A 23,720-nucleotide genomic window follows, 5' to 3' on the forward strand; every position below is an offset into this window, starting at 1 on the left:
GAATTAACCTTCTATTCTGTCAGCGCATATAAAAACTTTTGTAAAATTTTCTCTGTCGTTTCATTCAATTTTGGCAACTTATCTACTGGAAAATATTGAAGTTTTAACCCTTCATGATCGAGCTTTAATTCCCCGCTCACATGATGTGCCTGATACAGATGAATAACATTGAAAATTTCATCGCCATTCGGATAACGGAAATATACTTCTTTTCCAGATAGAACACCAAGAAATTGCATTATTTTTGCAGTTAACCCCGTTTCCTCAAATAACTCTCTACGTGCAGTTTCTTCTGTCGTTTCGCCCAGTTCCATCGCCCCACCAGGTACACCCCAATCATATGTATCTGAACGATATTGAAGCAATACTTCTTGATTATCGTTTAATATAATAATTGCTGATCCTACGAGAATAAGCGGCCTTGTACCAACGACTTTTCGTAACTCTTCAATATACCCCATATGTAAATTCCCCTTTCCCTAACCTCCCTTATCATAACAAAATTTTGCTCTTTTTGTTCATGTAATTTTAAAGAAAAAAAGAAGCTTTCGCCTCCTTTTTTTCACCTTTATTTCTTAAAACTTTCATATTTTACAGCTTCAAAAGCTTCCTCAATTTCATCATTACGATAATGGACATATGTAAAACGCCCCAATTCTACTAATCTTGCTATTTCCTGTAACGCTTTATGCTGCTCATATGTTTCTTTCAGCTTAATATGTACATAAAACTTCATTAACGGATGTTCATATAAAGGTTCTCCCACCTCTACATATACATCTTCCACCCCTTGTACAACTCTTACATAACTCGCAAATTGATAAAGTGCTTCTCTGTCTGAAACGATTTTTAATGTATACATATATTCTCCCCCTTTCCTTTACTATATCAAAAAGATGATCACACTACGTTATAGAACTATGAAATTTTTTCGACTTGTCATCTATATATTCAATAAAGAAGGCGTTTATCCATACATGACATCTTTTTCCCACATATATTATAGGAAGAACTTTTTTCATTTGAGGTGTTCCTTATGGATCCATACGTCAATATATGTATTTGTATTACTCCCGGCGCCGATATTTCTGATGACCGCATCGCAAAAGATTTAGCTGTTGCAGAATCAATTTGGCACCCCATTACATTTCAAATTCAAGAAGTAATTGTATTAAATGAACTTTTCCGTTTTTTTGACCGTGAAATCAGTTATAAAAATTCCATTCAAAGTCAAGAAAAGCTGGCATCCTTTTTCCAAACATGTGTAAATGAAGCTCCTGAATGCGACCTTTATATTTGTTATATTGGCAGTGATTATTTCAAAGAAACAGCAGTAATTGCCTGCGCTTACTCTTTAGCAAAACAGCAACAACTTACAGGATATATCGTTTTAACAAACTCAGCTGCTCCTATGAAAAATATATATACGCTCGCTCACGAAATCGGTCATATCTTATTTACAAGACGTATTCACGGAAAACTTACTCATGCAGATCCTCATTCCCCAACTGGCTCGGAGCACCATCCTTCTCCAACCAATCTTATGTATCCGATAGTCCCTCGTCCAGAAAACGTTCATATTCATTCCTTATTAACAGCAGAACAAAAAGCGCTCTCTTTACAAAGCTCTTTATTACAAAGAAAAAAACAGTAACCCTCATGTTACTGTTTAAAACGACTTATTCCAATCAACAAACCAAATCCCGGCTGCTAGAAATAAAAATAGACAACTAAATGTAAATGTAATCCCTCTAAAAATCCCTATATAATATTTCTTTGGAAATAATTTTTGGTGTATCCAGAGCAGCCCTTTTCCAATAAAACCGAAGAACAGAATATAACCCGATGTGTCATCTAATAAAGTATCGAAATAGTCATCATGTACCTTTTTCACAAAGGTAGTATAGAGCCCAAAAATCGTTAAACCTAAAAACACAATAGACAATATACCTAGAAATATACTTTGCATATTCGTTCCCCCCTTGATAAAAAATTCAGTTCGTTCACTTCACTATTAGTATAAAACTAGCTTATAGTTTTTTCCTCTTCATTTTTAAAAGACCATCTCATTAATACATATAAACTTCCGTACAGAAGTAAAGGCTCTAACATTCCCCAATATGGGTTTTGCTTCCCTAATTCTTTAAATACAAACATAATTAATAACGGTATGATAACAGCTAATATTCCAATCCATCCAAGTATGTACGCTTCACCAATTAGCAGTACTAATAAGATTATTCCAGCTAGTATATAACTTTGCATTGTAGTTAATTGCAATACAGGTGTCCCGTACCATTTATTCATAAACATTAATAACACTAATAATAAAATAGGTATCATTACTATTACATAAATAATTCCAAACTCTACTAATTTACTTTTAAAAGAAGACATTCTAAACGCAAAAACCGTTCCAATAATTGTAATAATTAAAACGATAGGATAACCAATTAACTGTACATTTGTTAACGTAAATTGTTGATTCGAATTTCCAAATAAAATATTGGTTAGTAACCAATACCCACCAATACCAATAATCATTCCTAAAACACTCTTTATACTTCCGCTTTTATCCTTCTCCATCTCTTTCGCTAATTCTTCCGCATACTCTTTTGGTGAGTCACCAAATATGTCCCTTACCGTCTTTCCCTTTTTTTCACCTTCTATTAAATGAAGTTCTGCATCTTCTAGAAAGGCGTTCACCTCTTCTTCTTTAATCCCTTTTGTTATTAAATATACTTTCGTATCGATTAAAAACTTTTCTCCTTCTTTAGAAACATTCATTATAACCCCTCCCTTATTTAACCATTTCTCTTCTATTCGTCTTCATCATAATTTCAAGGAAAATTAAAATAAACAAACTTCCGTATAAACATATAATTTGAAATAGCATTGGCATAAGATCTTCCGATGTAAATGTTTTAAACAGTAACATAATAGAAAGTGGAATGATTAAATATAAGTTTTTAAACCATCCTTCAAAATATATATTTATCGCTACTGTGATCATAAAAATCCCACCAGCTACTATATAACTTTGGACTTCGGTGAATGTGAGCATTTTTGTAGGATATATCACATCTAATATCGTAACAGCTCCTAATAAAAACAATGGAGCAATCATAACTAAAGACCACATGGAAAACCATGTTTTTGTAAAGCTTGTGACGAAGGTCATTTTGCGAAGTAGAAAATTAGGACCTATAACAACTAAAATCAATGAAAAACTGTAACCGATACACTGAATAAGTGAAATCTGTAACATTCCATGATTCACTATTAAGATAGAAGCAATAATCCAAAACGATACGATATTCATTACTGTAAAACCAATTTGCTTCCACGTTTCCTGTCTATCTCTTTCCATTACTTTGACAAGTTCATTTGCATATTCTTTCGGTGAGCTTCCGAAAATATCTTCTACACTTTTCCCATCACTCTCCCCCTCAATTAAATGGAGTTCCGCATCTTCTATAAAATTTTCAATATCGCTTTCTTTCACACTCTTTGCCGTCAAAAATAATCTCATATCTAACAAAAACTTTCGCGCTTCACTTGATAGCATTATTTTCTCCTTCCCTTCCCTTCAAGTAGACGTTCTACACTACTTTGCATCGTTTCCCAGCGATCCATAAATTCATCAAGTGCTTCCTCGCCTTTTTCTGTTAATGTATAATATTTTCTCTTTGGACCAGATGGAGATTCCTTCATTACGCTTGTTATTAGTCCTTCTTTTTGCATTCGTATTAATAACGGATAAATACTTCCCTCACTCGCCATTGTAAAACCATACTTCGCTAGCTTTTCACTCATTTCATAACCGTATATTTCGCCTTCAGAAATAATAGCAAGTAAGCATCCTTCTAAAATCCCTTTCAGCATTTGACTTGTCGACATAATTCAAATCCTCCTACTATCTTGCTTTACAAGATAGATAAGCGTAAGTATCTTGCTTTACAAAATAGTATAGCAAAGACTATTTTGCAAAACAAGATAGCTAACGATATTTTTTCCAAATGTTTGCAGGAATTTCATTATAGCTTCTCTAAATAGAGCACTATGAAAACTTTATTATGAAGGGATGTTTTTCATCATGGTTACAAATCGAGTTGTCTTTTTAACAGGTGCTGCAAGTGGCATTGGTTATGAAATGGGAAAGGCTTTTGCAAAAGAAGGTGCAAAAGTTGTGATTACCGATCGGCTTGAAGAACGCGCAAAAGAAGCTGCTGAACAATTACAAAATGAAGGTTTTCAAGCTATCGGTTTAAAATGTGACGTTACATCTGAAGAGGAAATTACAGCAGCAATTTCTCAAACAGTTGATCATTTCGGTTCATTACATATATTAATTAACAACGCAGGAATGCAACACGTTTCACCCATTGAAGACTTTCCAACTGAAAAGTTCGAGCTACTAATTCAAATTATGCAAATTGCTCCGTTTATTGCAATTAAGCATGCCTTTCCGATTATGAAACAACAAAAATATGGTCGTATTATTAATATCGCTTCTATTAACGGCCTTGTCGGGTTTGCTGGAAAAGCTGCCTACAATAGTGCAAAACATGGCGTAATTGGATTAACAAAAGTTGCCGCTTTAGAAGGTGCTACGCATGGTATTACTGTTAATGCCCTTTGCCCTGGTTATGTTGATACCCCCCTTGTACGTAATCAACTACAAGACTTAGCTACTACACGAAATGTACCACTTGAAAATGTTTTAGAAGATGTTATTTATCCACTCGTTCCACAAAAGCGCTTATTACAAGTACAAGAAATTGCAGATTATGCGATGTTTTTAGCGAGTGAAAAAGCTAAAGGTATAACTGGTCAAGCTGTCGTTATCGATGGTGGTTATACCGCTCAATAAAAATAAAGTTTGCTCAAGAAGAGCAAACTTTATTTTTTATCCCGAGGATCTTCGTACTTTAGTAATTGCCGCGGGAGCTTCTCAATTGCAACAATTACCCCCTCTAATTTACTTTCAATACGGTGGAGTAAATATAATGTTACAACAATTGGAAACCCTACATTACCTATCATCTTGATCCACTCTTCCACCCTCTTCCCCTCCTTTCATTATATAAGTAAGAGAAAACACTGCATTTAGGCATAAAAAAACAAGCTATTATGTATTAGCTTGTTTTTCAAATAATGATGCAATTTCTCGTTTATAGTCCCCGCGTATAATACCTTTCTCAGTAATAATTCCTGTAATTAATTCATTCGGCGTTATGTCAAATGCTGGATTATAAACATCCGTTCCAATTGGTGCTACTTGTTTTCCAAAGATTTTCGTAACTTCTGTTTCATCTCTTTCTTCAATAATAATTTCGGCTCCAGTTTCTTTCGTAACATCAAATGTTGACAGTGGCGCAGCAACGTAAAATGGGATATTAAAGTACTTTGCTAAAATAGCTAAATTCATTGTCCCTATTTTATTGGCTGTATCTCCATTTGCGACAATTCGATCCGCCCCCACAATAATTGCGTTTATTTCTTTCGTTTGAATAGCATGAGCTGCAGTATTATCTGTTATAAGGGTCACATCAATATTTGCTTGCTTCAATTCCCACGTCGTTAAGCGACCACCTTGTAAAACTGGTCTCGTTTCACACGCATATGCATGTAAACGCACACCTTTCTCTTTTCCAATATAAAAGGGAGCTAATGCAGTTCCATATCTGGCAGTTGCGATACTTCCAGCGTTACAGATTGTTAAAATATTATCGCCATCTTTAAAACATGTTAACGCATATTCCCCAATATTTCGACACACCTCTTCATCTTCCTGTTGAATGCGAAGCGCTTCTTCTTCTAATATTTTTTGTGCTTCTTTTATTGTAGTAATCTCTCGAATAGATTCTCTCATACGATCAATTGCCCAAAATAAATTTACTGCCGTTGGGCGTGATGTCCCTAAATAGTTACAGTCTCTATTAAACTTCTTTTGAAATTCTTCGATATGTAAAGTATTATATTTTTTCGCTGCAAGCGCCAAGCCAAATGCAGCTACAATTCCAATTGCAGGCGCTCCACGTACTTCTAACATTATGATACTTTTCCAAACCCCTTCAATAGTCGTTAATGTTTTGTATTCTGTGCTATGTGGCAATTTCGTTTGATTTAATACTGCAATTGCATCACCTTTCCAACTTACAGATCTCGGAACAGTAACAATTGTACTCATGCTTTTACACCCCTTGAAACTGTCTGTTGAAATAATGTTCGAAACAGTTGAATATCAGCACTTTTAGATTCATATTTTATTAGTTCTTTTCCTAAGGATAGCGCTTGTTTCTTAGCTTGAATTCTTGTTTCTTTATTTTCTATTTCATCTAAATCTGCTACATGAGCTAAACCAATTGTTCTACGAATTAGTTCACATCCGGCAAATCCAACAGCATCAGTAAAGATATTTTGCAAAATAATTGGTAACCATTGTTTTTCTTTCGTATATGCTTCTACACCTTCCCCAATCCATAACTTTGTAAAAGTCTCTACAAAATAACTCCACGTCTTTTCTATATGAAAAAATAGTACACTTCTCTTTTCTTCTTCTCTAGATAAAGCATTTAATAATAGATTTGCAATAAATTGACCTATATCAAATCCAAATGGGCCATATGTCGCAAATTCTGGATCAATCACTTTCGTTTCAGAAGGTGACGAAAAAATACTACCAGTATGTAAATCACCATGAATAAGAGTTTCTTTTCTTGTTAAGAACTTATATTTATATTGTGCTACTTTTAGTTTTAAAGTTTTATCACTCCAAAGTTCATCAACCACGAGCTGTAAATCTGGCTCATAATCATTTGTATCATAATGCCCAAAAGGATCTGTAAACACTAAATCCTCTGTAATTTTACATAGGTCCGGATTTACAAAGGTACCTTCTAGTATCCTCTTCTCTTCTGACTGTAAACCAAAATCTGAAGTGTAAAATAAAACATGTGCTAGAAAACGACCAATATGCTGGGATAAAAGCGGATATTCTTCTCCGTCTATTAATCCTTTTCTTGTAATTGTTAGTCTTGATAAGTCTTCTATTACCGTTATCGCTAACTCTTCATCATGACTGTACACTACTGGAACATAATCCGGTACATACTGCGCAAAAATTTGTAATGCCTTGCTTTCAATCGTTGCTCTTTTTATAGACAATGGCCAGCTTTCACCAACTACTTTAGCATAAGGCAGTGCTTGTTTTATTATAATGGATTTCTCTCCATCATCTAATTTGAACACGTAATTTAAGTTTCCATCTCCAATTTCATGACAAATGACATTTGCCTTCTCTTCAAAATAACCATGATCTTTCGCATATTGTACAGCTGTTATTTCTGTTAATGAATAATATCCCATCGTCTTCTCCCCCTTTTTAAATTCAGAGGTTTTTCTAACACAGAAAAACCTCTTTCCACTAAGAAAGAGGTTTGAAGTTTATCTTCTCCCCTCTTATCTGCCAGAAAGTTTTACTTTCTGCTGGAATTAGCACCGTGCCTTTTGGCGTAATAAACGCCCCATTTCACAATGGTATTACGGTCGGTTGCTGGGCTTCATCGGGCCAAATCCCTCCACCTGCTCTTGATAAGAGTTGTATAATTTTTTGAATTTTTAACTTTATGTTGATGACTATACCAAGAATAAAAATCACTTGTCAACATTTTATTTGTATAATTCTGGACGACGATCCGCAAAAACTGGAATTCCTTTTCGTACTTCTCTAATTTTCTCGAATACAAGCTCTCCAAATAAAATTGATTCCTCTTCATTCGCCTCTACTACAACTTCACCCCAAGGATCCACAATTAAAGAATGACCTGCAAACACATTATTCGGATCCTTTCCTGCTCTATTACACGCAACAACATAACACTGATTTTCAACTGCTCTTGCTTGCAATAGCAAACGCCAATGTGCTAAACGAACTAATGGCCATTCTGCTACAACAAATAATACTTTTGCCCCTTTAGCAGTATGAACACGCATCCACTCTGGAAAACGAATATCATAACAAATTGTTCCAGCGCATTCAACATCATCTAGCTTAAATTCGCCCGTACCATTACCAGCTATTAAATATTTATGTTCATCCATAAGCTGAAATAAATGTACTTTACTATATTCGTTGACTAACTGTCCTTCATTATTTACAACATACATCGTATTTGTAACGCCTTGCTCTGTTTGCTTTGCTATGGACCCACCAACAATATGTACATCATATTGCTTCGCCCATTCTATTAACTTTTCTTTCGTTTCCACTCCATCCCTATCTGCAATTTCAGAAAGTCTCGTTAAATCATATCCTGTTGTCCATAGTTCTGGTAAGACGATAACATCTGGCCTTTCCTTCATAGCTTCACTTATTTTATTTTTAGCATTCTCAATATTTTTTTCTACATCTCCAAAAACAATATCCATTTGAATACATGCGACTTTCATTTTTTCAGCCCCATTCTTATTTTTCTCTTTACAAAATACTGGAAAGATTATATCATTTGTCACTAGAATTGTAACAACTTTCAAAAGAGGTGGAAAGTATGAAATTATTTCAACCTTCTGAGATAGTAACATCATTGCCAACACAATTTTTCGCTTCACTTGTTGCAAAAGTTAACAAAGTCGTTGCAGCTGGTCACGATGTTATTAATCTAGGTCAAGGTAATCCAGATCAACCAACACCGCAGCATATCGTAAAAGCTTTACAAGATGCTGCCGAAAAGACCATTCATCATAAATATCCGCCATTTCGCGGACATGAAAGCTTAAAGGAAGCCGTGGCTACATTCTATAAACATGAATACGGCGTGGAATTAAACCCAAAAACTGAAGTTGCTATTTTGTTTGGAGGGAAGGCTGGACTAGTAGAATTACCGATTTGTTTTACAAATCCCGGTGATACGATTCTCGTTCCGGATCCAGGTTATCCAGATTATTTATCCGGGGTTGCTTTAGCAAAAGCACACTTTGAAACAATGCCGCTTATTGCAGAAAATAACTTTTTGCCAGATTATACGAACATTGATGACTCTATTGCAGAGCGTGCAAAATTAATGTTTTTAAACTATCCAAATAATCCTACCGGTGCTACTGCATCAAAAGATTTTTTTGATGCAACCATTCACTTTGCTAATAAACATAATATATTAGTTGTTCACGATTTTGCTTATGGCGCTATCGGATTTGATGGTCAAAAACCTGTTAGTTTCTTGCAAGCAGATGGTGCGAAAGATATAGGAATTGAAATTTACACATTATCAAAAACTTTCAATATGGCTGGCTGGCGCATCGCTTTTGCTGTAGGGAATGAAAGTGTGATTGAAACAATTAACCTATTACAAGATCATATGTATGTTAGTATATTCGGTGCAGTTCAAGATGCTGCTCGAGAAGCGCTATTAAGTTCACAGTCTTGTGTAATAGACCTTGTAAATAGTTACGAATCTCGAAGAAACGCTCTTATTTCAGCCTGTCACTCAATTGGTTGGAATGTAGACATTCCAACAGGATCATTCTTTGCATGGCTTCCCGTTCCAACAGGATATACCTCTGAGCAATTTTCTAATATTTTACTAGAAAAAGCACATGTCGCAGTTGCTCCTGGTGTTGGATTTGGTGAGCATGGGGAAGGGTATGTCCGTGTTGGTCTCTTGCATACAGAAGATAGATTACGAGAAGCCATTAATCGAATTGATAAATTAAATTTTTTCAAAAAGTAATTGACAACACGAAAAATATCTGACAAAATTCAGTTATCTTAAAAATTTAAACATTTCTAAATACTTCTTATCAAGAGCAGGTGGAGGGACGAGCCCGACGAAACCCGGCAACCGATCTACAATTGTAGACACGGTGCTAATTCTCGCAGCATTACGCTGACAGATAAGGAGCTGGTTGTAAAAAAACCTCTCCTTAGCTGAGAGGTTTTTTTATTTAACTAGGAGGTTATAACAATGAGCGGAATTATAGCGACGTATTTAATCCATGATGATTCACATAACTTAGAAAAAAAAGCTGAGCAAATTGCACTCGGTTTAACAATTGGCTCTTGGACTCATTTGCCACACTTATTGCAAGAACAATTAAAGCAGCATAAAGGCAACGTCATTCATGTTGAGGAATTAGCTGAACATGAACATACCAATTCGTATTTACGTAAAAAAGTAAAACGCGGAATTATTAAAATCGAATATCCGCTATTAAACTTCAGTCCAGATTTACCAGCGATTTTAACGACTACATTTGGAAAGCTATCACTTGATGGCGAAGTAAAACTAATTGACTTAACTTTTTCAGACGAGTTAAAAAAACATTTTCCTGGTCCAAAATTCGGGATAGATGGTATTCGAAATCTTTTACAAGTGCATGATCGTCCCCTTTTAATGAGTATTTTTAAAGGAATGATTGGACGAAACATTGGGTATTTAAAAACGCAATTACGCGATCAAGCAATTGGTGGTGTAGATATAGTAAAAGATGATGAAATATTATTTGAAAATGCATTAACACCCCTTACGAAACGCATTGTATCTGGAAAAGAAGTTTTACAATCTGTCTACGAAACATACGGTCATAAAACGTTATATGCCGTAAATTTAACAGGGCGAACTTTTGATTTAAAAGAAAATGCTAAACGTGCAGTGCAAGCTGGAGCTGATATTCTATTATTTAACGTATTTGCTTACGGACTAGATGTACTACAATCACTTGCAGAAGATGATGAAATCCCAGTTCCTATTATGGCACATCCTGCTGTAAGTGGTGCTTATTCAGCATCCAAGTTATATGGAGTTTCATCTCCATTATTACTTGGAAAGCTACTACGTTATGCTGGGGCTGACTTTTCATTATTCCCATCTCCATACGGAAGTGTTGCGCTAGAAAAAGAGGAGGCTCTTGCTATCTCAAAATATTTAACTGAAGACGATGCATTTTTCAAGAAGAGCTTTTCTGTTCCGTCTGCTGGTATTCATCCTGGTTTCGTTCCCTTTATTGTACGAGATTTCGGTAAAGATGTTGTTATTAATGCTGGCGGCGGGATACACGGACATCCAAATGGAGCGCAAGGCGGCGGTAAAGCTTTTCGTACTGCAATTGATGCTACTTTGCAAAATAAACCACTCCATGAAGTAGACGACATAAATTTGCATAGTGCACTACAAATATGGGGAAATCCCTCTTATGAGGTGAAATTATGAGTATTCAAGTATTTTGTGATTTCGATGGCACGATTACAAATAATGATAACATTATTTCCATTATGGAAAAATTCGCACCACCAGAAGCCGAAGAAGTAAAGAATAAAATTTTATCACAAGAACTATCCATTCAAGAAGGTGTTTCTCAATTATTTCAATTAATACCTACTAATCTGCACGATGATATTATTCAATTTTTAATAGAAACTGCTGAAATCCGTAGTGGTTTTCATGAGTTTATACAATTCGTAAAGGAAAATAACATTTCTTTTTACGTGATATCAGGTGGAATGGATTTCTTCGTCTATCCACTCTTACAAGGAATCATTCCAAAAGAGCAAATTTATTGTAATGAAACAGACTTTTCAGCAGAGTTTATTACAGTTAAATGGCCTCATTCTTGTGATGATCATTGTCAAAATCATTGCGGATTATGTAAATCATCATTAATCCGTAAATTAAGTGATACAGATGACTTTCATATTGTAATTGGAGATTCTATTACTGATTTACAAGCCGCGAAACAAGCTGATAAAGTATTCGCTCGCGATTTTCTTATTACAAAGTGTGCAGAAAATCATATTGCTTATACACCGTTTGAAACATTTCAAGATGTGCAAGCTGAATTAAAACTTTTGTTGGAGGTGAAGGCATGAAACAACTTTTTCGTCAATGGTATGACTTAAGCGAGATAAAAAAAGAGTTAACAACACGAAATTGGTTCCCAGCAACAAGTGGTAATATTTCTATAAAGGTTAGTCATGAACCACTTACTTTTCTTATTACGGCAAGCGGTAAAGATAAAACAAAAACCACTCCAGATGATTTTCTATTAGTAGATCATGTAGGAGTTCCCGTTTTAGAGACTGAATTACGTCCTTCAGCAGAAACAATATTGCATACACACATTTATAACAATACGAATGCCGGTTGCGTACTTCATGTTCATACAACCGATAATAATGTCATCACAAATTTATATAGTGATGCAGTCACCCTTCAAAATCAAGAAATTATTAAAGCACTCGATATTTGGGAAGAAGGTGCAACAATTCACATTCCTATTATCGAAAACCATGCCCATATCCCAACGCTTGGAGAAAACTTCCGAAAGCATATACAAGGAGATTCGGGTGCAGTATTAATCCGTAACCACGGTATTACTGTATGGGGCCGAGATAGCTTTGATGCAAAGAAGAGATTAGAAGCTTATGAGTTTTTATTCCAATTTCATATAAAACTATTATCAATTCAGGGAGGCGTTTCTAATGGCGCAAATTCGTATTCATGAAGTAAATACTCGTATTGAAAATGAAGTGGAAGTATCTAAATTTCTACAAGAGGAAGGCGTTTTATATGAGAAATGGAATATTTCTAAACTTCCTACTCATTTAAATGAAAATTATTCGTTAACAGATGAAAACAAAGCTGAAATATTAGCTATTTTTTCAAAAGAAATCGCTGATGTTTCAGCACGCCGTGGTTATAAAGCACATGATGTAATTTCACTTTCAAATAGCACCCCTAACCTTGACGAATTATTAATTAATTTCCAAAAGGAACACCATCATACAGATGACGAAGTTCGCTTTATCGTCAGTGGTCATGGCATTTTCGCTATTGAAGGTAAAGATGGGAAATTCTTTGATGTTGAACTTGAGCCAGGCGATTTAATATCTGTTCCTGAAAATGCAAGACATTATTTTACCTTGCAAGATGATCGCCAAGTTGTAGCTATTCGTATTTTTGTGACAACTGAAGGCTGGGTTCCAATCTATTAAGGTAGTTAGTTGAATAAAAGGACTTGGACCCCCTTTTCCAAACTTTTATTCACTCTACATATATACATCCTCCTATGGAACAGGCTTATTTCATTTTGAAATAAGCCTGATTTTTTATTTACTTGAAAGTACCATTTCATCACAAATTTAACACCTTGATTTTTCAAGTGCATTTTTCGAACATTTTTTGAACATTTATTGAATTTTTTCTGAAAATTCTGTTTTATGTGTGATATACTACAATTAACTAAGAAGGAAAATAATATCGCAAACAGAGGGGGATAATCATGAGCTTACTTATCGCACTTATACTTGGAGTTACATGTGGAGCATTTCCTGTTATTTTAGGAGCTATTATGGAAGAGTTAGAAATTGGTGTTTTAGGATTTGTCGCATCTTGTGTAAGCGCTTTATTATTTGGTTTATTCGGCGCTATTCCTGTTTCAATTCTGTGTGCTTTTTATATAATACGCCATGCTCGTACAAAACAATTTGGTCCTAATCATATCGCACAAATTATCCCGTTCCCGGTTGAACGATGCCGCCGGGCTTCTAACTTATAATTATAAAAATTAAAGATGACTAAATAAATAAAAGTCCTCATTTGAGGACTTTTATTTATTTTCTTCTAGAAATTGAAACAATTCTTGTAGATGTAGGGCATCTTCACCATAGCTAATAGATACATAAAATATGCCGTCAATCTCAGCTTGCATATAAAGATCCACTCCATCACGATCATATTTCAATGCTAAATAAAACTCCATTTCTTCTAACATCTTTTTTGAGGTTCGAATTACATAATGCCCCTTCTCATCTCTTCCATATTCAAATTCTGGTTCAAAATCATATTTTTGTTTAAAAGCTTCTTTTTGTTTTTCATTAATTTGCATACAAGTAGCTCGCTGTACAGTATCAATCATCTCATCAAACTTTTGAAGGTCCACCTCGTTTACCCCCTTATATATTTTTTATATAGTACTTGTGTTCCACTATTTTCTTCGCCATCCTTAATTAACTCTTCATACAATTCTTTCGCCAAACTTAAGCCTGGGACTGGTAATTGTAATTTTTCTGCTTCCTCTAAAGCAATTTTCATATCTTTCATAAAATGCTTTACATAAAATCCTGGCTCAAAGTCTCCTTTTAACATTCGAGGAGCTAAATTACTTAATGACCAGCTACCTGCTGCCCCTGTTGAAATACTCTCTAACACTTTATCTGGATTCAGTCCAGCCTTCTTCGCGTAAGCAACAGCTTCACATACTCCAATCATATTGGAAGCAATCGCAATTTGATTGCACATTTTTGTATGTTGTCCACTCCCAGCTGGTCCTTGTAATTGAATGTTTGTTCCTAACTTTTCAAGTAAAGGTAAGCATCTATCATATATTTCTTTCTCCCCACCTACCATAATTGCGAGTTTTGCCTCTTTCGCACCAACATCTCCTCCTGAGACAGGTGCATCTAACGTATATATATTTTTGCTTTTTGCAACTTCATTAATCCGTTTTGCTAAAGTAGGTGTAGATGTCGTAAAGTCAATTGCTATCGTACCTTCTTTTGCATGTTCTATAATTCCTTCTATACCAAAATACACTTCTTCTACATCATGTGGATATCCAACCATTGTCATTACAATATCAACTTGCTTCACTAACTCTTTTGGCGTATTACACCAATTTGCACCATCTTGCACTAAAGAATCTGTTTTTGCTTTCGTTCTATTATATACATATACTTTATGACCATCTTGCATTAAGTGATAAACCATACTTTTTCCCATTACGCCAATCCCAATGAAACCTATTGATAAAGTTTTATGTTCCATTTTCTCATCCCCTTTGTTCTAATAAATCATTTACCATCTTTCGGAACTCTTTATTAAAGTCATCATCCATACTATTTTTCACATTTGAAAATAAAATAACAAAAGTTCCTTTTTCTTTATTAAAATTATTGAAAGTGTTCCAACCAGATAATACACCATGATTATGAAAATAATCTGGATATATATATAAACTAAATGCATATTTCCGTTCTGCTGAAGGTGAAAACATTGCCTGTATACTTTGTTCAGAAAGAAGTTTTCCATTTATAATTGCTTCGTCTAATTTCTTCATATCTCCAACTGTCGTATACATCTCACCACAACCATATAGCCAATCCATGCCTAACTTCTGCGCTGGTACAAGCTCTTGATCTTTTTTCACATAACCCTTTGTAAAATTTTTATCTCCAGGTACCATATTTCCCATACCGGATTCATGCATATCTGCTTTTACAAATATGTTTTCTTTTATGTAATCTCCTAAAGGTTTTTTCGATATATGTTCTATTATATAAGCAAGCACCATATAATTATAATCTGTATATCTCCAACCTGTTCCTGCAGGAAATTCTAAATTTTGACGTCCAATCCAATTAATTAATTGTAAGCGGGAAGCCGCATTAATATTGCCTTTTGCGTGTTCAGGTAAACCAGAGGTATGCGTTAATAAATGATATAGCGTAATATTTTTATTCTCCGGAAATGAAGGAATATATTTATTTACATTATCTTGAATATTCAATTTCCCTTGTTCTTGCAGCTGTAAAATAGATGTGGCAACGACTGTTTTCGTAATAGAACCGATACGATATTTTGTTTGAGGCGTATTTTCTATTTTATTTTGAACATCAGCATACCCATATCCTTTATTCAATATAACATGCTCTTTATCTGTTACCAAAACTGTTCCATTGAATTGCTTTCCGACTAAATATTGATCTAATTTTTGAGATATGCTAGCATAATCAATTTGTTGCTCTTCTTTTTCTTCTATATTCCCTTGTACTTCCGATTCAATAGTAGGATTCACTTTCGTTGTTAATACAGTGTTTTCCTTTATATTGGGGCTAACAAGAAAATAGTATACTCCGCCGCCAACTATAGCAGACAGTGAAGCCACCACCATTACTTTTTTTATCATATTAATCCTCCATAATTCCTTCGCTAAAAATTGTCCCCCTATTCTATTATCAAACAATAAAAAAAAATCGCAACAATTTGTTGCGAAAAATCACATTTTTTCTTTTCTATACACACATACTTGATTCTTTCCATTTTTTTTCGCTTCATATAATGCAATATCCGCTCGTTGCATTAATTCTTCTCTTGTAGTTCCTTGTTCATATAACGCAACTCCAAAGCTAGCTGTTAACTTCGAAATTCCAGTGAATTGCTTTGTTTCAATGAAGAATCGTAATGATTCCGCAACTTGAAATGCTTCCTTTTCTACTGTATTTGTCACTAATATAATGAATTCTTCCCCTCCCCATCTTGCAAATACATGTTGCTGCTCCACTTTAGATTTCATAAGCTCTGCAAGTTGTATTAATGCCAAATCGCCAAAATCATGACCATATGTGTCATTAACTGTTTTAAAATTATCTATATCAAATAAAATAATTGCTATTTTCTCATCATTACGTATTACCTTTTCCCATTCTACCTCTAGTATTTGTTGAAACTTTAAACGATTATAAATCTCTGTCAATGAATCTATCATAGCAAGTCTTTCTTGTTCTTGATAGATTTCATCTAATTCTGTAATTTCCGTGCACTTTACAATAAATCTTGATAAATCTTCTGGCAATGGTGTCGCACGTAATAGAAAAGTAGATACTGCCCCTTCATAATTTGACATCTTAATTCTTCTACCGCTTGATAAAGTATCGTCTAGCCATGTTATATCATGCGTCGTCGAGTAGTATCCATTTTCTCTAATAAAATGTTCAGCAAATACTAAATGTTGCTCGCGATAGGCAAACAAATTTTCATATCCGAAAAACGTTAAAAAATTTGTATTACAATCAACAATTTCATCATCTTCTACTATAAATAATAAATCATTTTGAAAATCAAACATCGTTTGAAGCAGTTCCTGTTGTAAACTAACTTGCCTTACCAAAGAAAGTTGATACAAACTCTTATTCACTTCTTCTAACACTGCTTGCGGAGTTACAGGGGCTATTACAATATTACGTATTCCTAATGCAAGTACATCTGTAAATTCTTTTGTTATTTGTTGATCCCAAATGACAATGAATGTACTTTGCGAGGTATACATATTCTTTATATATTTTATTTGAGAATAATCTGTTACATACATAATTATAATGTGCGGTTTCGTTCTTTGAAATAATAGTTCACCCTCTTCAAAACTATTTGCTATAAACATACATTTTGGATGGATATTTTCTATCGTTTGTTGATGTTTACATCCATTTTCTATATAAAGGACATTTAACTGCAGATCTTGTAACACATTTTGGAAAACCGTATTCTCTAATAAAAAATGTAGTATGTTCATCACTAGTCTTCACTCACTTCATATATCTTGTTCTACTGAATTCCTCACAAATATTTTTAAAAGACTGTTCTCCAATAAACTTTAATTTGTGAGAAATACATATTAACAAGCTAATTGAGAATGTTATCTTCCCTTTTCACTCTATAAATTCCTTTTTTAGTGTATGATTATAGGAATTATATCGTTTGTATGAATGCCCTAGCTTATTTCTTAAAACTTGACAATTAAAATAAAGATATTATATTCTTAAATTCGATAACTTACAAAATGTAAGTAATATACATTGCGTTTTCCTGATAATTTTATATACAATTTGGAGGATATATTATGACAAACGACAACTTTTTTAACGTTCTATATGAACGCACATCTACACGTGCATTCAACCCAAATAAAGAAATCTCATCTACAGAATTACATGAGATTTTAAAAGCAGCAGCACAAGCACCTTCCGCTTGGAACTTACAACACTGGAAATTCCTTGTTTTTCAAGGTGAAGATGTACAAAAACGATTACATCCAATAGCTTATAACCAACAACAAATTCTTGATGCTTCTGCAGTAGTCGCTATTTTAGGTGATTTAGAAGCTTATAAAAATGTTGAGCCAGTATATGGTCCAATTGTAGAACAAGGATTTATGAAAGAAGAAGCAAAAGAACGCTTAGCTAAAAATATTGAATCTGCATATGCTCGTGAACAATTCCCAAGAGATGCTGCCTTTTCAAATGCATCTTTAGCAGCAATGCAACTTATGCTTGCAGCTAAAGCAACTGGTTGGGATACTTGTGCTATTGGTGGCTTCAATCCACAAGCACTGACAGACGAATTTAACGTTTCATCTCGTTACGTTCCAATTATGCTTATTACAATTGGTGAATCAACTTTAAAAGGCCACCCTGCACCTCGCATGAGCGTAGAGCAAGTGAGCGAGTGGGCAAAATAATAAAAAACGAAGGCAACTACATTGCCTTCGTTTTTTTATTCCCTGTCATACTTTTGTAATATTACTACAAATCATTCGACATTTATACTTATGGAAAAGTATATTCTATTCCCTTCTCATAAATAAACGTGACGTTTCGTGTCGAATTTTGTTAAGGCGTTGAAATATACCCGTGTATTTTTGTTACAATTGTGATACAATGATAACAAATAGATAACAAGAGAGGGATTTTCATTGAGTTCATACGGAAGCTTTATCGCACTTTTATGTTACATAGTAACTGTACTGCTTCTATATTTTATTGGTGATGCCGCAAACATCTCCATTTTACAATTTCCAAAAGAAGAAGCATTCCAATTAGAATCAGAAAAACATACTGCACGATCCATTGTACCACTACTCCTAGCTCTTCCTGTATATATCATCGTTTTATATAAAAGTAAAAAAGTGTAAAGGCTACCCATTTCATTTATTTCGGTGGTTTTTACATTTTTTTGTTATATTCCCCCTATTTTAAACATCATTCCATACTAAACACCCAGCTAGTCATTTAAAATGAGAAAATCCCCTAGAAAAAATTCCACTCTCTGTCCAGTCACTAACTACCGAACTTACATAGATTATAAGTGTGAAGGGGGTGATGAGGATTATGTTTGGATCATTTGGATGCTGTGATAACTTTAGAGAATGTCATCATCATGAAAGAGAGCGCGACCATCGCGAGAAAGAGAGAGAGAGAGAGGTTAGACCACAACAACCAGCTGTATGTAACGTACTTGCTAACATTTCAGTTGGAACAGAACTTTCTCTTTTAAGCATTAGAGGTAACGGCACATTCAACAATGTTATTTTTGAAGGTTTCGCTAACGGTGTTGCTCTTTTCTCTGCTTTAGCTCGTAATGACAAAGACAACAAAGATAACAATAAAGACGATAAGAATAATCAAAATCGAAATACTTTTACTGGTATTTTACGTGTATGCCCAACTGATATCGTTGCAATCGCTATCTAATTCTGTCTCTTATCCTCGATAGTAAGCAAATAAGATTTACTTTTCTCATAGAAAAAACCTGAGACCGATTTCAAATCGACTCAGGTTTTTTTATTAATTATATGCTTTTAACTAGTTCAACAACTTCTTCAGCAGTTGACATCATTAATGCTTTTTCTGCTAATGTTTCCATTTCTGCTTTTGACAACTTGCTTAGCTGTGTTCTTGCAGGAAGAATAGATGTTGCACTCATACTGAACTCATCTAAACCTAATCCTAATAATAATGGGATAGCAAGTGAATCGCCCGCCATCTCACCACACATACCAGCCCATTTGCCTTCTTTATGAGCAGCATCGATAACCATTTTTACAAGACGTAAAATAGATGGGTTATATGGTTGGTATAAGTATGATACTTGTTCGTTCATACGGTCTGCAGCCATTGTGTATTGGATTAAATCATTTGTTCCGATAGAGAAGAAGTCAACTTCTTTCGCGAATTGATCTGCTAATACTGCTGAAGCTGGAATTTCAACCATCATACCAACTTCAATAGAATCAGAAACAGTTGTACCCGCTTCTACAAGTTTCGCTTTCTCTTCTAATAAAATCGCTTTCGCTTGACGGAACTCATCAAGAGTTGCAATCATTGGGAACATAATTTTTAAGTTACCGTATACGCTAGCACGAAGTAATGCACGAAGTTGTGTACGGAACACATCTTGCTCATCAAGACATAAGCGAATTGCACGGTATCCTAAGAATGGGTTCATTTCTTTTGGTAAATGTAAGTATGGAAGCTCTTTATCTCCACCGATGTCAAGTGTACGAACAACGACTGGCTGACCTTCTTTTACACCTTCAAGAACTGCTTTATACGCTTCGAACTGCTCTTCTTCTGTTGGAAGATTGTCACGGCCCATGTATAAGAATTCTGTACGGTATAAGCCAACGCCTTCTCCGCCATTATCGATAATACCTTGTACATCATTTGGTGTTCCGATATTTGCAACAAGCTCAACGTGATGTCCGTCACTTGTTACAGTAGCTTGGTCTTTTAATTTAGCCCATTCAGCTTTTTGCTCTTCAAATTTCGCTTTCTTTTCTTCAAACGAACGAAGAGTTTCTTCTGATGGGTTTACAATTACTTCTCCATCTAAACCGTCAATGATAACGATATCGCCGTTTTGGATTTTCTCCATAACAACTTTCGTACCAACAACAGCTGGAATTTCCATAGAACGAGCCATAATTGCAGAGTGAGATGTACGTCCACCGATATCAGTAGTGAAACCTTTTGCATACTTACGGTTTAATTGAGCTGTATCAGATGGTGTTAAATCTTCAGCAATGATGATTACCTCTTCAGAAATTGTACCAGGATTTGAGAAGTTAATTCCTAGTAAATGTGCAAGAACGCGTTTTGTTACGTCACGAATGTCCGCAGCACGTTCTTTCATATATTCGTTATCCATGTTTTCAAACATAGAAATAAACATTGATGCAACTTCATCCATTGCAAATTCAGCATTTACTTTTTCGCTATTTACTTTATCTTTTACTGGATTTACTAGTTCTGGATCATTTAACACTAATAAATGTGCTTCAAAGATCGCAGCTTTGTCAGCACCTAGCTCAGCAAATGCGTGGTCCTTAATAGCTTCTAATTCAGTTTTTGCTTTCTCAAGCGCAGCGTCTAAGCGTGCAATTTCTGCAGCTTCGTTTGTAATTGATTTCTTTTCGATGTTAAATTCAGGATTTTCAAGTCTGAAAGCCTTTGCAATAGCAATCCCACTTGATGCAGCGATCCCTTGAATGTTAAGAGTCATTATTCTCCTAATCCTTCGTTTTTCATAGTTTCTTCGATAGCTGCTAGTGCTTGAGCTGCATCATCACCATTTGCAGTGATTTTAATTTCTGCGTTTTGTTGAATGCCTAAAGACATAACGCCCATGATTGATTTTAAGTTAACGTTCTTTCCGTTATACTCTAAGTTAATGTCAGAACCGAATTTGCTTGCAGTGTTTACAAGTAGAGTTGCTGGACGAGCATGAATTCCTGAGTCGCTAGTTACTTTAAAGATTTTTTCCATGATAATTTATCTCCTTTAAATTACAGTATTTTTTAGTTGTATAGACGTGAGTACTACATCATCTATTGTATATAATAGGCGATGTTCGGTCAACCACATCGCCTATTATAATTATAAACATTTTGCGTCAAATTCCTACTGAATGTCAATAATAGCGGTTTCGCCCTTCTTAACATTTCCATCTTTTTTCAATTCGACTTGTTGCCCTTGTTGTAAGTTTGTAAAGACAATTGGTGTAATGATAGATGGTGCATTTTCTTTTACAAATGCAAGATCTACTTTTAATAATGGTTGGCCTTGTTTCACCTTGTCGCCTTGTGCTACAAGCGCTTCAAAACCTTCACCATTTAATTTTACAGTATCAATACCGAAGTGGATTAAAATTTCTTTTCCGCCTTCAGATTGAATACCAATCGCATGTTTTGTAGGGAATACATTGACAATCTCACCGTTCACTGGAGAAACTACTGTTCCTTCAGTTGGCTCAATTGCAAATCCGTCTCCCATCATTTTTCCTGAGAATACTTGGTCAGGCACTTCTGTAATTGGTAAGATTTTCCCTTCGATTGGTGATACAATTGTTTCATTTTCATCAACTTTTTGAGGAGTTTCTTCCACTTTTACAGGTTCTTCTTTTTCAACATGAGGTGTACGACCTGACATAATATCATGAATTTGTGATTTTAATGTGTCAGATTTCGGTCCGAAAATAGCTTGAATGTTATTTCCAACTTCAAGTACACCAGCTGCTCCAAGTTCTTTTAAGCGGTCTTTGTTTACATTCTTGTGTTCGTTAACTTGAACACGTAAACGAGTAATACAAGCATCTAAAGAAGCAATGTTTTCTTTACCACCAAGTGCTACTAATACTTCACGAGGAAGTTCGCCTGCTTCTGCTTTTCCTGCGCCGTCATTTGCATTTGCCACTTCACGACCAGGTGTTTTTAGATTCCATTTACGAATTGCAAAGCGGAATCCGAAGTAGTAAATAACTGCTAGTACAAGACCAACAATAATTACCCACCACCATGCTGTACGGCCTGGTAGTACACCGAATAATAGGAAGTCAATTAAACCACCAGAGAATGTCATACCAATTTTAACACCTAAAATTTGCATTGTCATAAATGATAGACCAGCAAATACAGCGTGAATTCCGAATAATACTGGCGCTACGAATAAGAATGAAAATTCAAGTGGCTCTGTAATACCTGTTAAGAAAGATGTTAATGCTGCAGAACCTAAAATACCTGCTGCTAATTTTTTATTTTCTGGACGTGCTTCATGGTACATTGCTAAAGCTGCTGCTGGAAGACCGAACATCATGAACGGATACTTACCAGTTGTAAATGTACCTGCTGTTAATTCTACACCGTCTTTTAACTGTGCCATAAAGATTTTTTGGTCACCACGGATTAATTCGCCAGCTGCATTTGTATACTGACCGAATTCGAACCAGAACGGTGAATAGAAAATGTGATGTAATCCAAATGGAATTAATGAACGTTCAATTAAACCGAATATAAATGCTGCGATTGTTCTATTTGCATCAATCATTTGATGTGAGAACGTATTTAAGCCACCTTGAATGTATGGCCAAACGAAGCACATGATAATACCTACTATTAAAGAGAATGTTGCAGTTGCGATCGGTACGAAACGCTTACCTGCAAAGAAACCTAAGTATGATGGTAATTCAATGTTGAAGTATTTATTATAGCAATATGCCGCTACTATACCGACGATAATACCACCAAATACCCCTGTTTGTAGCGTTGGAATACCTAATACGTTCGCATACGCTGGATCTGCAAATCCAATTTTTACTGGGTCTGCTCCAGAACTTGTTACTTTCACTAGCTTATCTACTTCTAAGAACACACTCATCGTTTTGTTCATAATTAAGTAGCCGACGAATGCTGCTAAACCAGCTACTCCGTCTCCACCAGCTAAACCAATTGCTACCCCAACTGCGAATAATAATGCAAGGTTAGCGAAAATAATATCACCAGATTGTTCCATAATTTTTGCAACCATTACGAACCAATCTGCTTTTAAAGCAGGAATAACATTTGTTAACTGTGGATTTTGAAATGCATTACCAAATCCAAGTAAAATACCTGCCGCCGGTAAAATCGCTACTGGAAGCATTAACGCTTTTCCGACTTTTTGAAGAACACCAAAGATATTCTTAAACATGGAAACCCTTCCTCTCTTATCTATATTGATACCTTCCGACAAACGCCAAAAAGACATGAGGAAAAAAAGATAGAACGATAGCTATACAAAGGGTAGTATATCCCTTTCTCTAGCTTACATTCCTTACTTTTCTCCACTCATGCCT

General features: G+C 35.0%; 28 protein-coding genes and 2 riboswitches. Of the genes, 11 read left to right on the forward strand and 17 right to left on the reverse strand.

Annotated features, from left to right (window positions below):
* Positions 1-11 precede the first annotated feature (11 nt).
* Positions 12-461, reverse strand: coding sequence for an NUDIX hydrolase (locus NST90_RS18935; RefSeq protein ID WP_000540529.1), 450 nt, complete (start codon positions 459-461; stop codon positions 12-14).
* A 107-nt stretch (positions 462-568) separates the two neighbouring features.
* On the reverse strand, positions 569-862 hold the full coding sequence (locus tag NST90_RS18940; RefSeq protein ID WP_000288330.1) for a DUF3928 family protein: 294 nt from the start codon (positions 860-862) through the stop codon (positions 569-571).
* Between the two features lie 174 nt (positions 863-1,036).
* Here NST90_RS18940 and NST90_RS18945 point away from each other — a divergent pair, with 174 nt between their 5' ends.
* A complete protein-coding gene (locus NST90_RS18945; RefSeq protein WP_000371605.1) occupies positions 1,037-1,654 on the forward strand; it encodes a hypothetical protein in 618 nt (205 codons plus the stop codon).
* Positions 1,655-1,669: 15 nt separating this feature from the next.
* Here the strand turns inward: NST90_RS18945 and NST90_RS18950 are convergent, their stop codons facing one another.
* From NST90_RS18950 to NST90_RS18965, 4 genes are read right to left on the reverse strand one after another with little or no spacing between them, the layout of a single operon-like run.
* A complete protein-coding gene (locus tag NST90_RS18950; RefSeq protein WP_001190643.1) occupies positions 1,670-1,969 on the reverse strand; it encodes a hypothetical protein in 300 nt (99 codons plus the stop codon).
* Between the two features lie 56 nt (positions 1,970-2,025).
* Positions 2,026-2,787 carry a DUF1129 domain-containing protein gene (locus NST90_RS18955; RefSeq protein WP_025709087.1) on the reverse strand — a complete coding sequence of 254 codons (762 nt, stop codon included), beginning with the start codon at positions 2,785-2,787 and terminating at the stop codon, positions 2,026-2,028.
* Between the two features lie 13 nt (positions 2,788-2,800).
* Positions 2,801-3,568 (reverse strand): DUF1129 domain-containing protein, encoded by a 768-nt coding sequence (locus NST90_RS18960; RefSeq protein ID WP_000952889.1) that lies wholly within the window; start codon positions 3,566-3,568, stop codon positions 2,801-2,803.
* Positions 3,568-3,900: a PadR family transcriptional regulator gene (locus NST90_RS18965; RefSeq protein WP_000107982.1), complete on the reverse strand. Its 333-nt coding sequence runs from the start codon at positions 3,898-3,900 to the stop codon at positions 3,568-3,570. The genes NST90_RS18960 and NST90_RS18965 overlap by 1 nt, the downstream gene beginning before the upstream one ends.
* Positions 3,901-4,096: 196 nt before the next feature.
* On the opposite strand from NST90_RS18965, the gene NST90_RS18970 reads away from it, so the two are divergent.
* Positions 4,097-4,873, forward strand: coding sequence for a 3-hydroxybutyrate dehydrogenase (locus tag NST90_RS18970; RefSeq protein ID WP_000258427.1), 777 nt, complete (start codon positions 4,097-4,099; stop codon positions 4,871-4,873).
* A gap of 29 nt (positions 4,874-4,902) precedes the next feature.
* Here NST90_RS18970 and NST90_RS18975 read toward each other — a convergent pair whose 3' ends face one another.
* The 4 genes from NST90_RS18975 to NST90_RS18990 all read right to left on the reverse strand — a co-directional run bounded on the left by NST90_RS18975 (position 4,903) and on the right by NST90_RS18990 (position 8,538).
* Positions 4,903-5,064, reverse strand: a complete 162-nt coding sequence (locus NST90_RS18975) for a YvrJ family protein (RefSeq protein WP_000393336.1) — start codon at positions 5,062-5,064, stop codon at positions 4,903-4,905.
* A 67-nt stretch (positions 5,065-5,131) separates the two neighbouring features.
* Entirely contained in the window at positions 5,132-6,193 is a 1,062-nt protein-coding gene (gene mtnA / locus NST90_RS18980) for an S-methyl-5-thioribose-1-phosphate isomerase (protein WP_000104624.1), read from the reverse strand.
* On the reverse strand, positions 6,190-7,371 hold the full coding sequence (gene mtnK, locus NST90_RS18985) for an S-methyl-5-thioribose kinase (RefSeq protein WP_000542682.1): 1,182 nt from the start codon (positions 7,369-7,371) through the stop codon (positions 6,190-6,192). The genes mtnA and mtnK overlap by 4 nt, the downstream gene beginning before the upstream one ends.
* 90 nt (positions 7,372-7,461) lie before the next feature.
* A riboswitch (SAM riboswitch) is annotated at positions 7,462-7,603 on the reverse strand.
* Between the two features lie 71 nt (positions 7,604-7,674).
* Entirely contained in the window at positions 7,675-8,538 is an 864-nt protein-coding gene (locus tag NST90_RS18990) for a carbon-nitrogen family hydrolase (RefSeq protein WP_016123295.1), read from the reverse strand.
* Positions 8,539-8,552: 14 nt separating this feature from the next.
* Here NST90_RS18990 and NST90_RS18995 point away from each other — a divergent pair, with 14 nt between their 5' ends.
* From NST90_RS18995 to NST90_RS19020, 6 genes are all read left to right on the forward strand, one after another.
* Positions 8,553-9,731: a pyridoxal phosphate-dependent aminotransferase gene (locus NST90_RS18995; protein WP_000765508.1), complete on the forward strand. Its 1,179-nt coding sequence runs from the start codon at positions 8,553-8,555 to the stop codon at positions 9,729-9,731.
* A gap of 64 nt (positions 9,732-9,795) precedes the next feature.
* Positions 9,796-9,901: riboswitch (SAM riboswitch) on the forward strand.
* 64 nt (positions 9,902-9,965) lie between these two features.
* Positions 9,966-11,210 (forward strand): 2,3-diketo-5-methylthiopentyl-1-phosphate enolase, encoded by a 1,245-nt coding sequence (gene mtnW, locus NST90_RS19000; protein WP_000014180.1) that lies wholly within the window; start codon positions 9,966-9,968, stop codon positions 11,208-11,210.
* Positions 11,207-11,866 carry a 2-hydroxy-3-keto-5-methylthiopentenyl-1-phosphate phosphatase gene (locus tag NST90_RS19005; protein ID WP_283748081.1) on the forward strand — a complete coding sequence of 220 codons (660 nt, stop codon included), beginning with the start codon at positions 11,207-11,209 and terminating at the stop codon, positions 11,864-11,866. The genes mtnW and NST90_RS19005 overlap by 4 nt, the downstream gene beginning before the upstream one ends.
* Positions 11,863-12,501 (forward strand): methylthioribulose 1-phosphate dehydratase, encoded by a 639-nt coding sequence (locus NST90_RS19010; RefSeq protein ID WP_000811341.1) that lies wholly within the window; start codon positions 11,863-11,865, stop codon positions 12,499-12,501. Before NST90_RS19005 ends, NST90_RS19010 begins: the two co-directional genes overlap by 4 nt.
* Positions 12,479-12,991 carry a cupin domain-containing protein gene (locus NST90_RS19015; RefSeq protein ID WP_000057313.1) on the forward strand — a complete coding sequence of 171 codons (513 nt, stop codon included), beginning with the start codon at positions 12,479-12,481 and terminating at the stop codon, positions 12,989-12,991. The genes NST90_RS19010 and NST90_RS19015 overlap by 23 nt, the downstream gene beginning before the upstream one ends.
* A 287-nt stretch (positions 12,992-13,278) precedes the next feature.
* Positions 13,279-13,554 (forward strand): hypothetical protein, encoded by a 276-nt coding sequence (locus NST90_RS19020; protein WP_000054659.1) that lies wholly within the window; start codon positions 13,279-13,281, stop codon positions 13,552-13,554.
* A gap of 51 nt (positions 13,555-13,605) precedes the next feature.
* Here the strand turns inward: NST90_RS19020 and NST90_RS19025 are convergent, their stop codons facing one another.
* From NST90_RS19025 to NST90_RS19040, 4 genes are all read right to left on the reverse strand, one after another.
* On the reverse strand, positions 13,606-13,938 hold the full coding sequence (locus NST90_RS19025; protein ID WP_000365620.1) for a DUF3909 family protein: 333 nt from the start codon (positions 13,936-13,938) through the stop codon (positions 13,606-13,608).
* Between the two features lie 5 nt (positions 13,939-13,943).
* Positions 13,944-14,822: an NAD(P)-dependent oxidoreductase gene (locus NST90_RS19030; RefSeq protein WP_000400431.1), complete on the reverse strand. Its 879-nt coding sequence runs from the start codon at positions 14,820-14,822 to the stop codon at positions 13,944-13,946.
* A 4-nt stretch (positions 14,823-14,826) separates the two neighbouring features.
* Positions 14,827-15,963 carry a serine hydrolase gene (locus NST90_RS19035; RefSeq protein WP_025709089.1) on the reverse strand — a complete coding sequence of 379 codons (1,137 nt, stop codon included), beginning with the start codon at positions 15,961-15,963 and terminating at the stop codon, positions 14,827-14,829.
* A 90-nt stretch (positions 15,964-16,053) separates the two neighbouring features.
* Positions 16,054-17,346 (reverse strand): GGDEF domain-containing protein, encoded by a 1,293-nt coding sequence (locus NST90_RS19040; RefSeq protein WP_001023185.1) that lies wholly within the window; start codon positions 17,344-17,346, stop codon positions 16,054-16,056.
* Between the two features lie 327 nt (positions 17,347-17,673).
* Between NST90_RS19040 and NST90_RS19045 the strand changes: the two genes are divergently transcribed.
* The 3 genes from NST90_RS19045 (at position 17,674) to NST90_RS19055 (ending at position 19,303) form a co-directional block, all read left to right on the forward strand.
* Complete coding sequence (locus NST90_RS19045) at positions 17,674-18,291, forward strand: nitroreductase family protein (protein WP_000180387.1); 618 nt, start codon at positions 17,674-17,676, stop codon at positions 18,289-18,291.
* Between the two features lie 234 nt (positions 18,292-18,525).
* Positions 18,526-18,744 (forward strand): hypothetical protein, encoded by a 219-nt coding sequence (locus NST90_RS19050; protein WP_000100485.1) that lies wholly within the window; start codon positions 18,526-18,528, stop codon positions 18,742-18,744.
* A gap of 196 nt (positions 18,745-18,940) precedes the next feature.
* The gene (locus NST90_RS19055; RefSeq protein WP_000468040.1) at positions 18,941-19,303 is read left to right on the forward strand and encodes a DUF3915 domain-containing protein; all 363 of its coding nucleotides are present in this window, start codon (positions 18,941-18,943) and stop codon (positions 19,301-19,303) included.
* Between the two features lie 97 nt (positions 19,304-19,400).
* On the opposite strand, the gene ptsP is transcribed toward NST90_RS19055, so the two are convergent.
* From ptsP to ptsG, 3 genes are all read right to left on the reverse strand, one after another.
* A complete protein-coding gene (gene ptsP / locus NST90_RS19060) occupies positions 19,401-21,113 on the reverse strand; it encodes a phosphoenolpyruvate--protein phosphotransferase (protein ID WP_000174207.1) in 1,713 nt (570 codons plus the stop codon).
* Positions 21,113-21,376: a phosphocarrier protein HPr gene (gene ptsH, locus NST90_RS19065; RefSeq protein WP_000411080.1), complete on the reverse strand. Its 264-nt coding sequence runs from the start codon at positions 21,374-21,376 to the stop codon at positions 21,113-21,115. Before ptsH ends, ptsP begins: the two co-directional genes overlap by 1 nt.
* A gap of 135 nt (positions 21,377-21,511) precedes the next feature.
* Positions 21,512-23,575: a PTS glucose transporter subunit IIABC gene (gene ptsG, locus NST90_RS19070; RefSeq protein WP_283748082.1), complete on the reverse strand. Its 2,064-nt coding sequence runs from the start codon at positions 23,573-23,575 to the stop codon at positions 21,512-21,514.
* Positions 23,576-23,720 lie beyond the last annotated feature (145 nt).

Source organism: Bacillus sp. FSL E2-8900, from assembly GCF_037966225.1.
GTDB lineage: Bacteria > Bacillota > Bacilli > Bacillales > Bacillaceae_G > Bacillus_A > Bacillus_A cereus.

Bases quoted from the DNA above. Each gene is read 5' to 3' on its own strand.
- NST90_RS18995 (WP_000765508.1), top strand. From the start codon at position 8,553: ATGAAATTATTTCAACCTTCTGAGATAGTAACATCATTGCCAACACAA.
- NST90_RS18945 (WP_000371605.1), top strand. From the start codon at position 1,037: ATGGATCCATACGTCAATATATGTATTTGTATTACTCCCGGCGCCGAT.
- NST90_RS18940 (WP_000288330.1), bottom strand. From the start codon at position 862: ATGTATACATTAAAAATCGTTTCAGACAGAGAAGCACTTTATCAATTT.
- NST90_RS18950 (WP_001190643.1), bottom strand. From the start codon at position 1,969: ATGCAAAGTATATTTCTAGGTATATTGTCTATTGTGTTTTTAGGTTTA.
- NST90_RS19005 (WP_283748081.1), top strand. From the start codon at position 11,207: ATGAGTATTCAAGTATTTTGTGATTTCGATGGCACGATTACAAATAAT.
- mtnA (WP_000104624.1), bottom strand. From the start codon at position 6,193: ATGAGTACAATTGTTACTGTTCCGAGATCTGTAAGTTGGAAAGGTGAT.
- NST90_RS19045 (WP_000180387.1), top strand. From the start codon at position 17,674: ATGACAAACGACAACTTTTTTAACGTTCTATATGAACGCACATCTACA.
- NST90_RS19010 (WP_000811341.1), top strand. From the start codon at position 11,863: ATGAAACAACTTTTTCGTCAATGGTATGACTTAAGCGAGATAAAAAAA.
- NST90_RS18965 (WP_000107982.1), bottom strand. From the start codon at position 3,900: ATGTCGACAAGTCAAATGCTGAAAGGGATTTTAGAAGGATGCTTACTT.
- NST90_RS18935 (WP_000540529.1), bottom strand. From the start codon at position 461: ATGGGGTATATTGAAGAGTTACGAAAAGTCGTTGGTACAAGGCCGCTT.
- NST90_RS18955 (WP_025709087.1), bottom strand. From the start codon at position 2,787: ATGAATGTTTCTAAAGAAGGAGAAAAGTTTTTAATCGATACGAAAGTA.
- NST90_RS19030 (WP_000400431.1), bottom strand. From the start codon at position 14,822: ATGGAACATAAAACTTTATCAATAGGTTTCATTGGGATTGGCGTAATG.
- NST90_RS18970 (WP_000258427.1), top strand. From the start codon at position 4,097: ATGGTTACAAATCGAGTTGTCTTTTTAACAGGTGCTGCAAGTGGCATT.
- ptsH (WP_000411080.1), bottom strand. From the start codon at position 21,376: ATGGAAAAAATCTTTAAAGTAACTAGCGACTCAGGAATTCATGCTCGT.
- NST90_RS19035 (WP_025709089.1), bottom strand. From the start codon at position 15,963: ATGATAAAAAAAGTAATGGTGGTGGCTTCACTGTCTGCTATAGTTGGC.
- mtnK (WP_000542682.1), bottom strand. From the start codon at position 7,371: ATGGGATATTATTCATTAACAGAAATAACAGCTGTACAATATGCGAAA.
- ptsP (WP_000174207.1), bottom strand. From the start codon at position 21,113: ATGACTCTTAACATTCAAGGGATCGCTGCATCAAGTGGGATTGCTATT.
- ptsG (WP_283748082.1), bottom strand. From the start codon at position 23,575: ATGTTTAAGAATATCTTTGGTGTTCTTCAAAAAGTCGGAAAAGCGTTA.
- NST90_RS19020 (WP_000054659.1), top strand. From the start codon at position 13,279: ATGAGCTTACTTATCGCACTTATACTTGGAGTTACATGTGGAGCATTT.
- NST90_RS19015 (WP_000057313.1), top strand. From the start codon at position 12,479: ATGGCGCAAATTCGTATTCATGAAGTAAATACTCGTATTGAAAATGAA.
- NST90_RS18960 (WP_000952889.1), bottom strand. From the start codon at position 3,568: ATGCTATCAAGTGAAGCGCGAAAGTTTTTGTTAGATATGAGATTATTT.
- NST90_RS19040 (WP_001023185.1), bottom strand. From the start codon at position 17,346: ATGAACATACTACATTTTTTATTAGAGAATACGGTTTTCCAAAATGTG.
- mtnW (WP_000014180.1), top strand. From the start codon at position 9,966: ATGAGCGGAATTATAGCGACGTATTTAATCCATGATGATTCACATAAC.
- NST90_RS19055 (WP_000468040.1), top strand. From the start codon at position 18,941: ATGTTTGGATCATTTGGATGCTGTGATAACTTTAGAGAATGTCATCAT.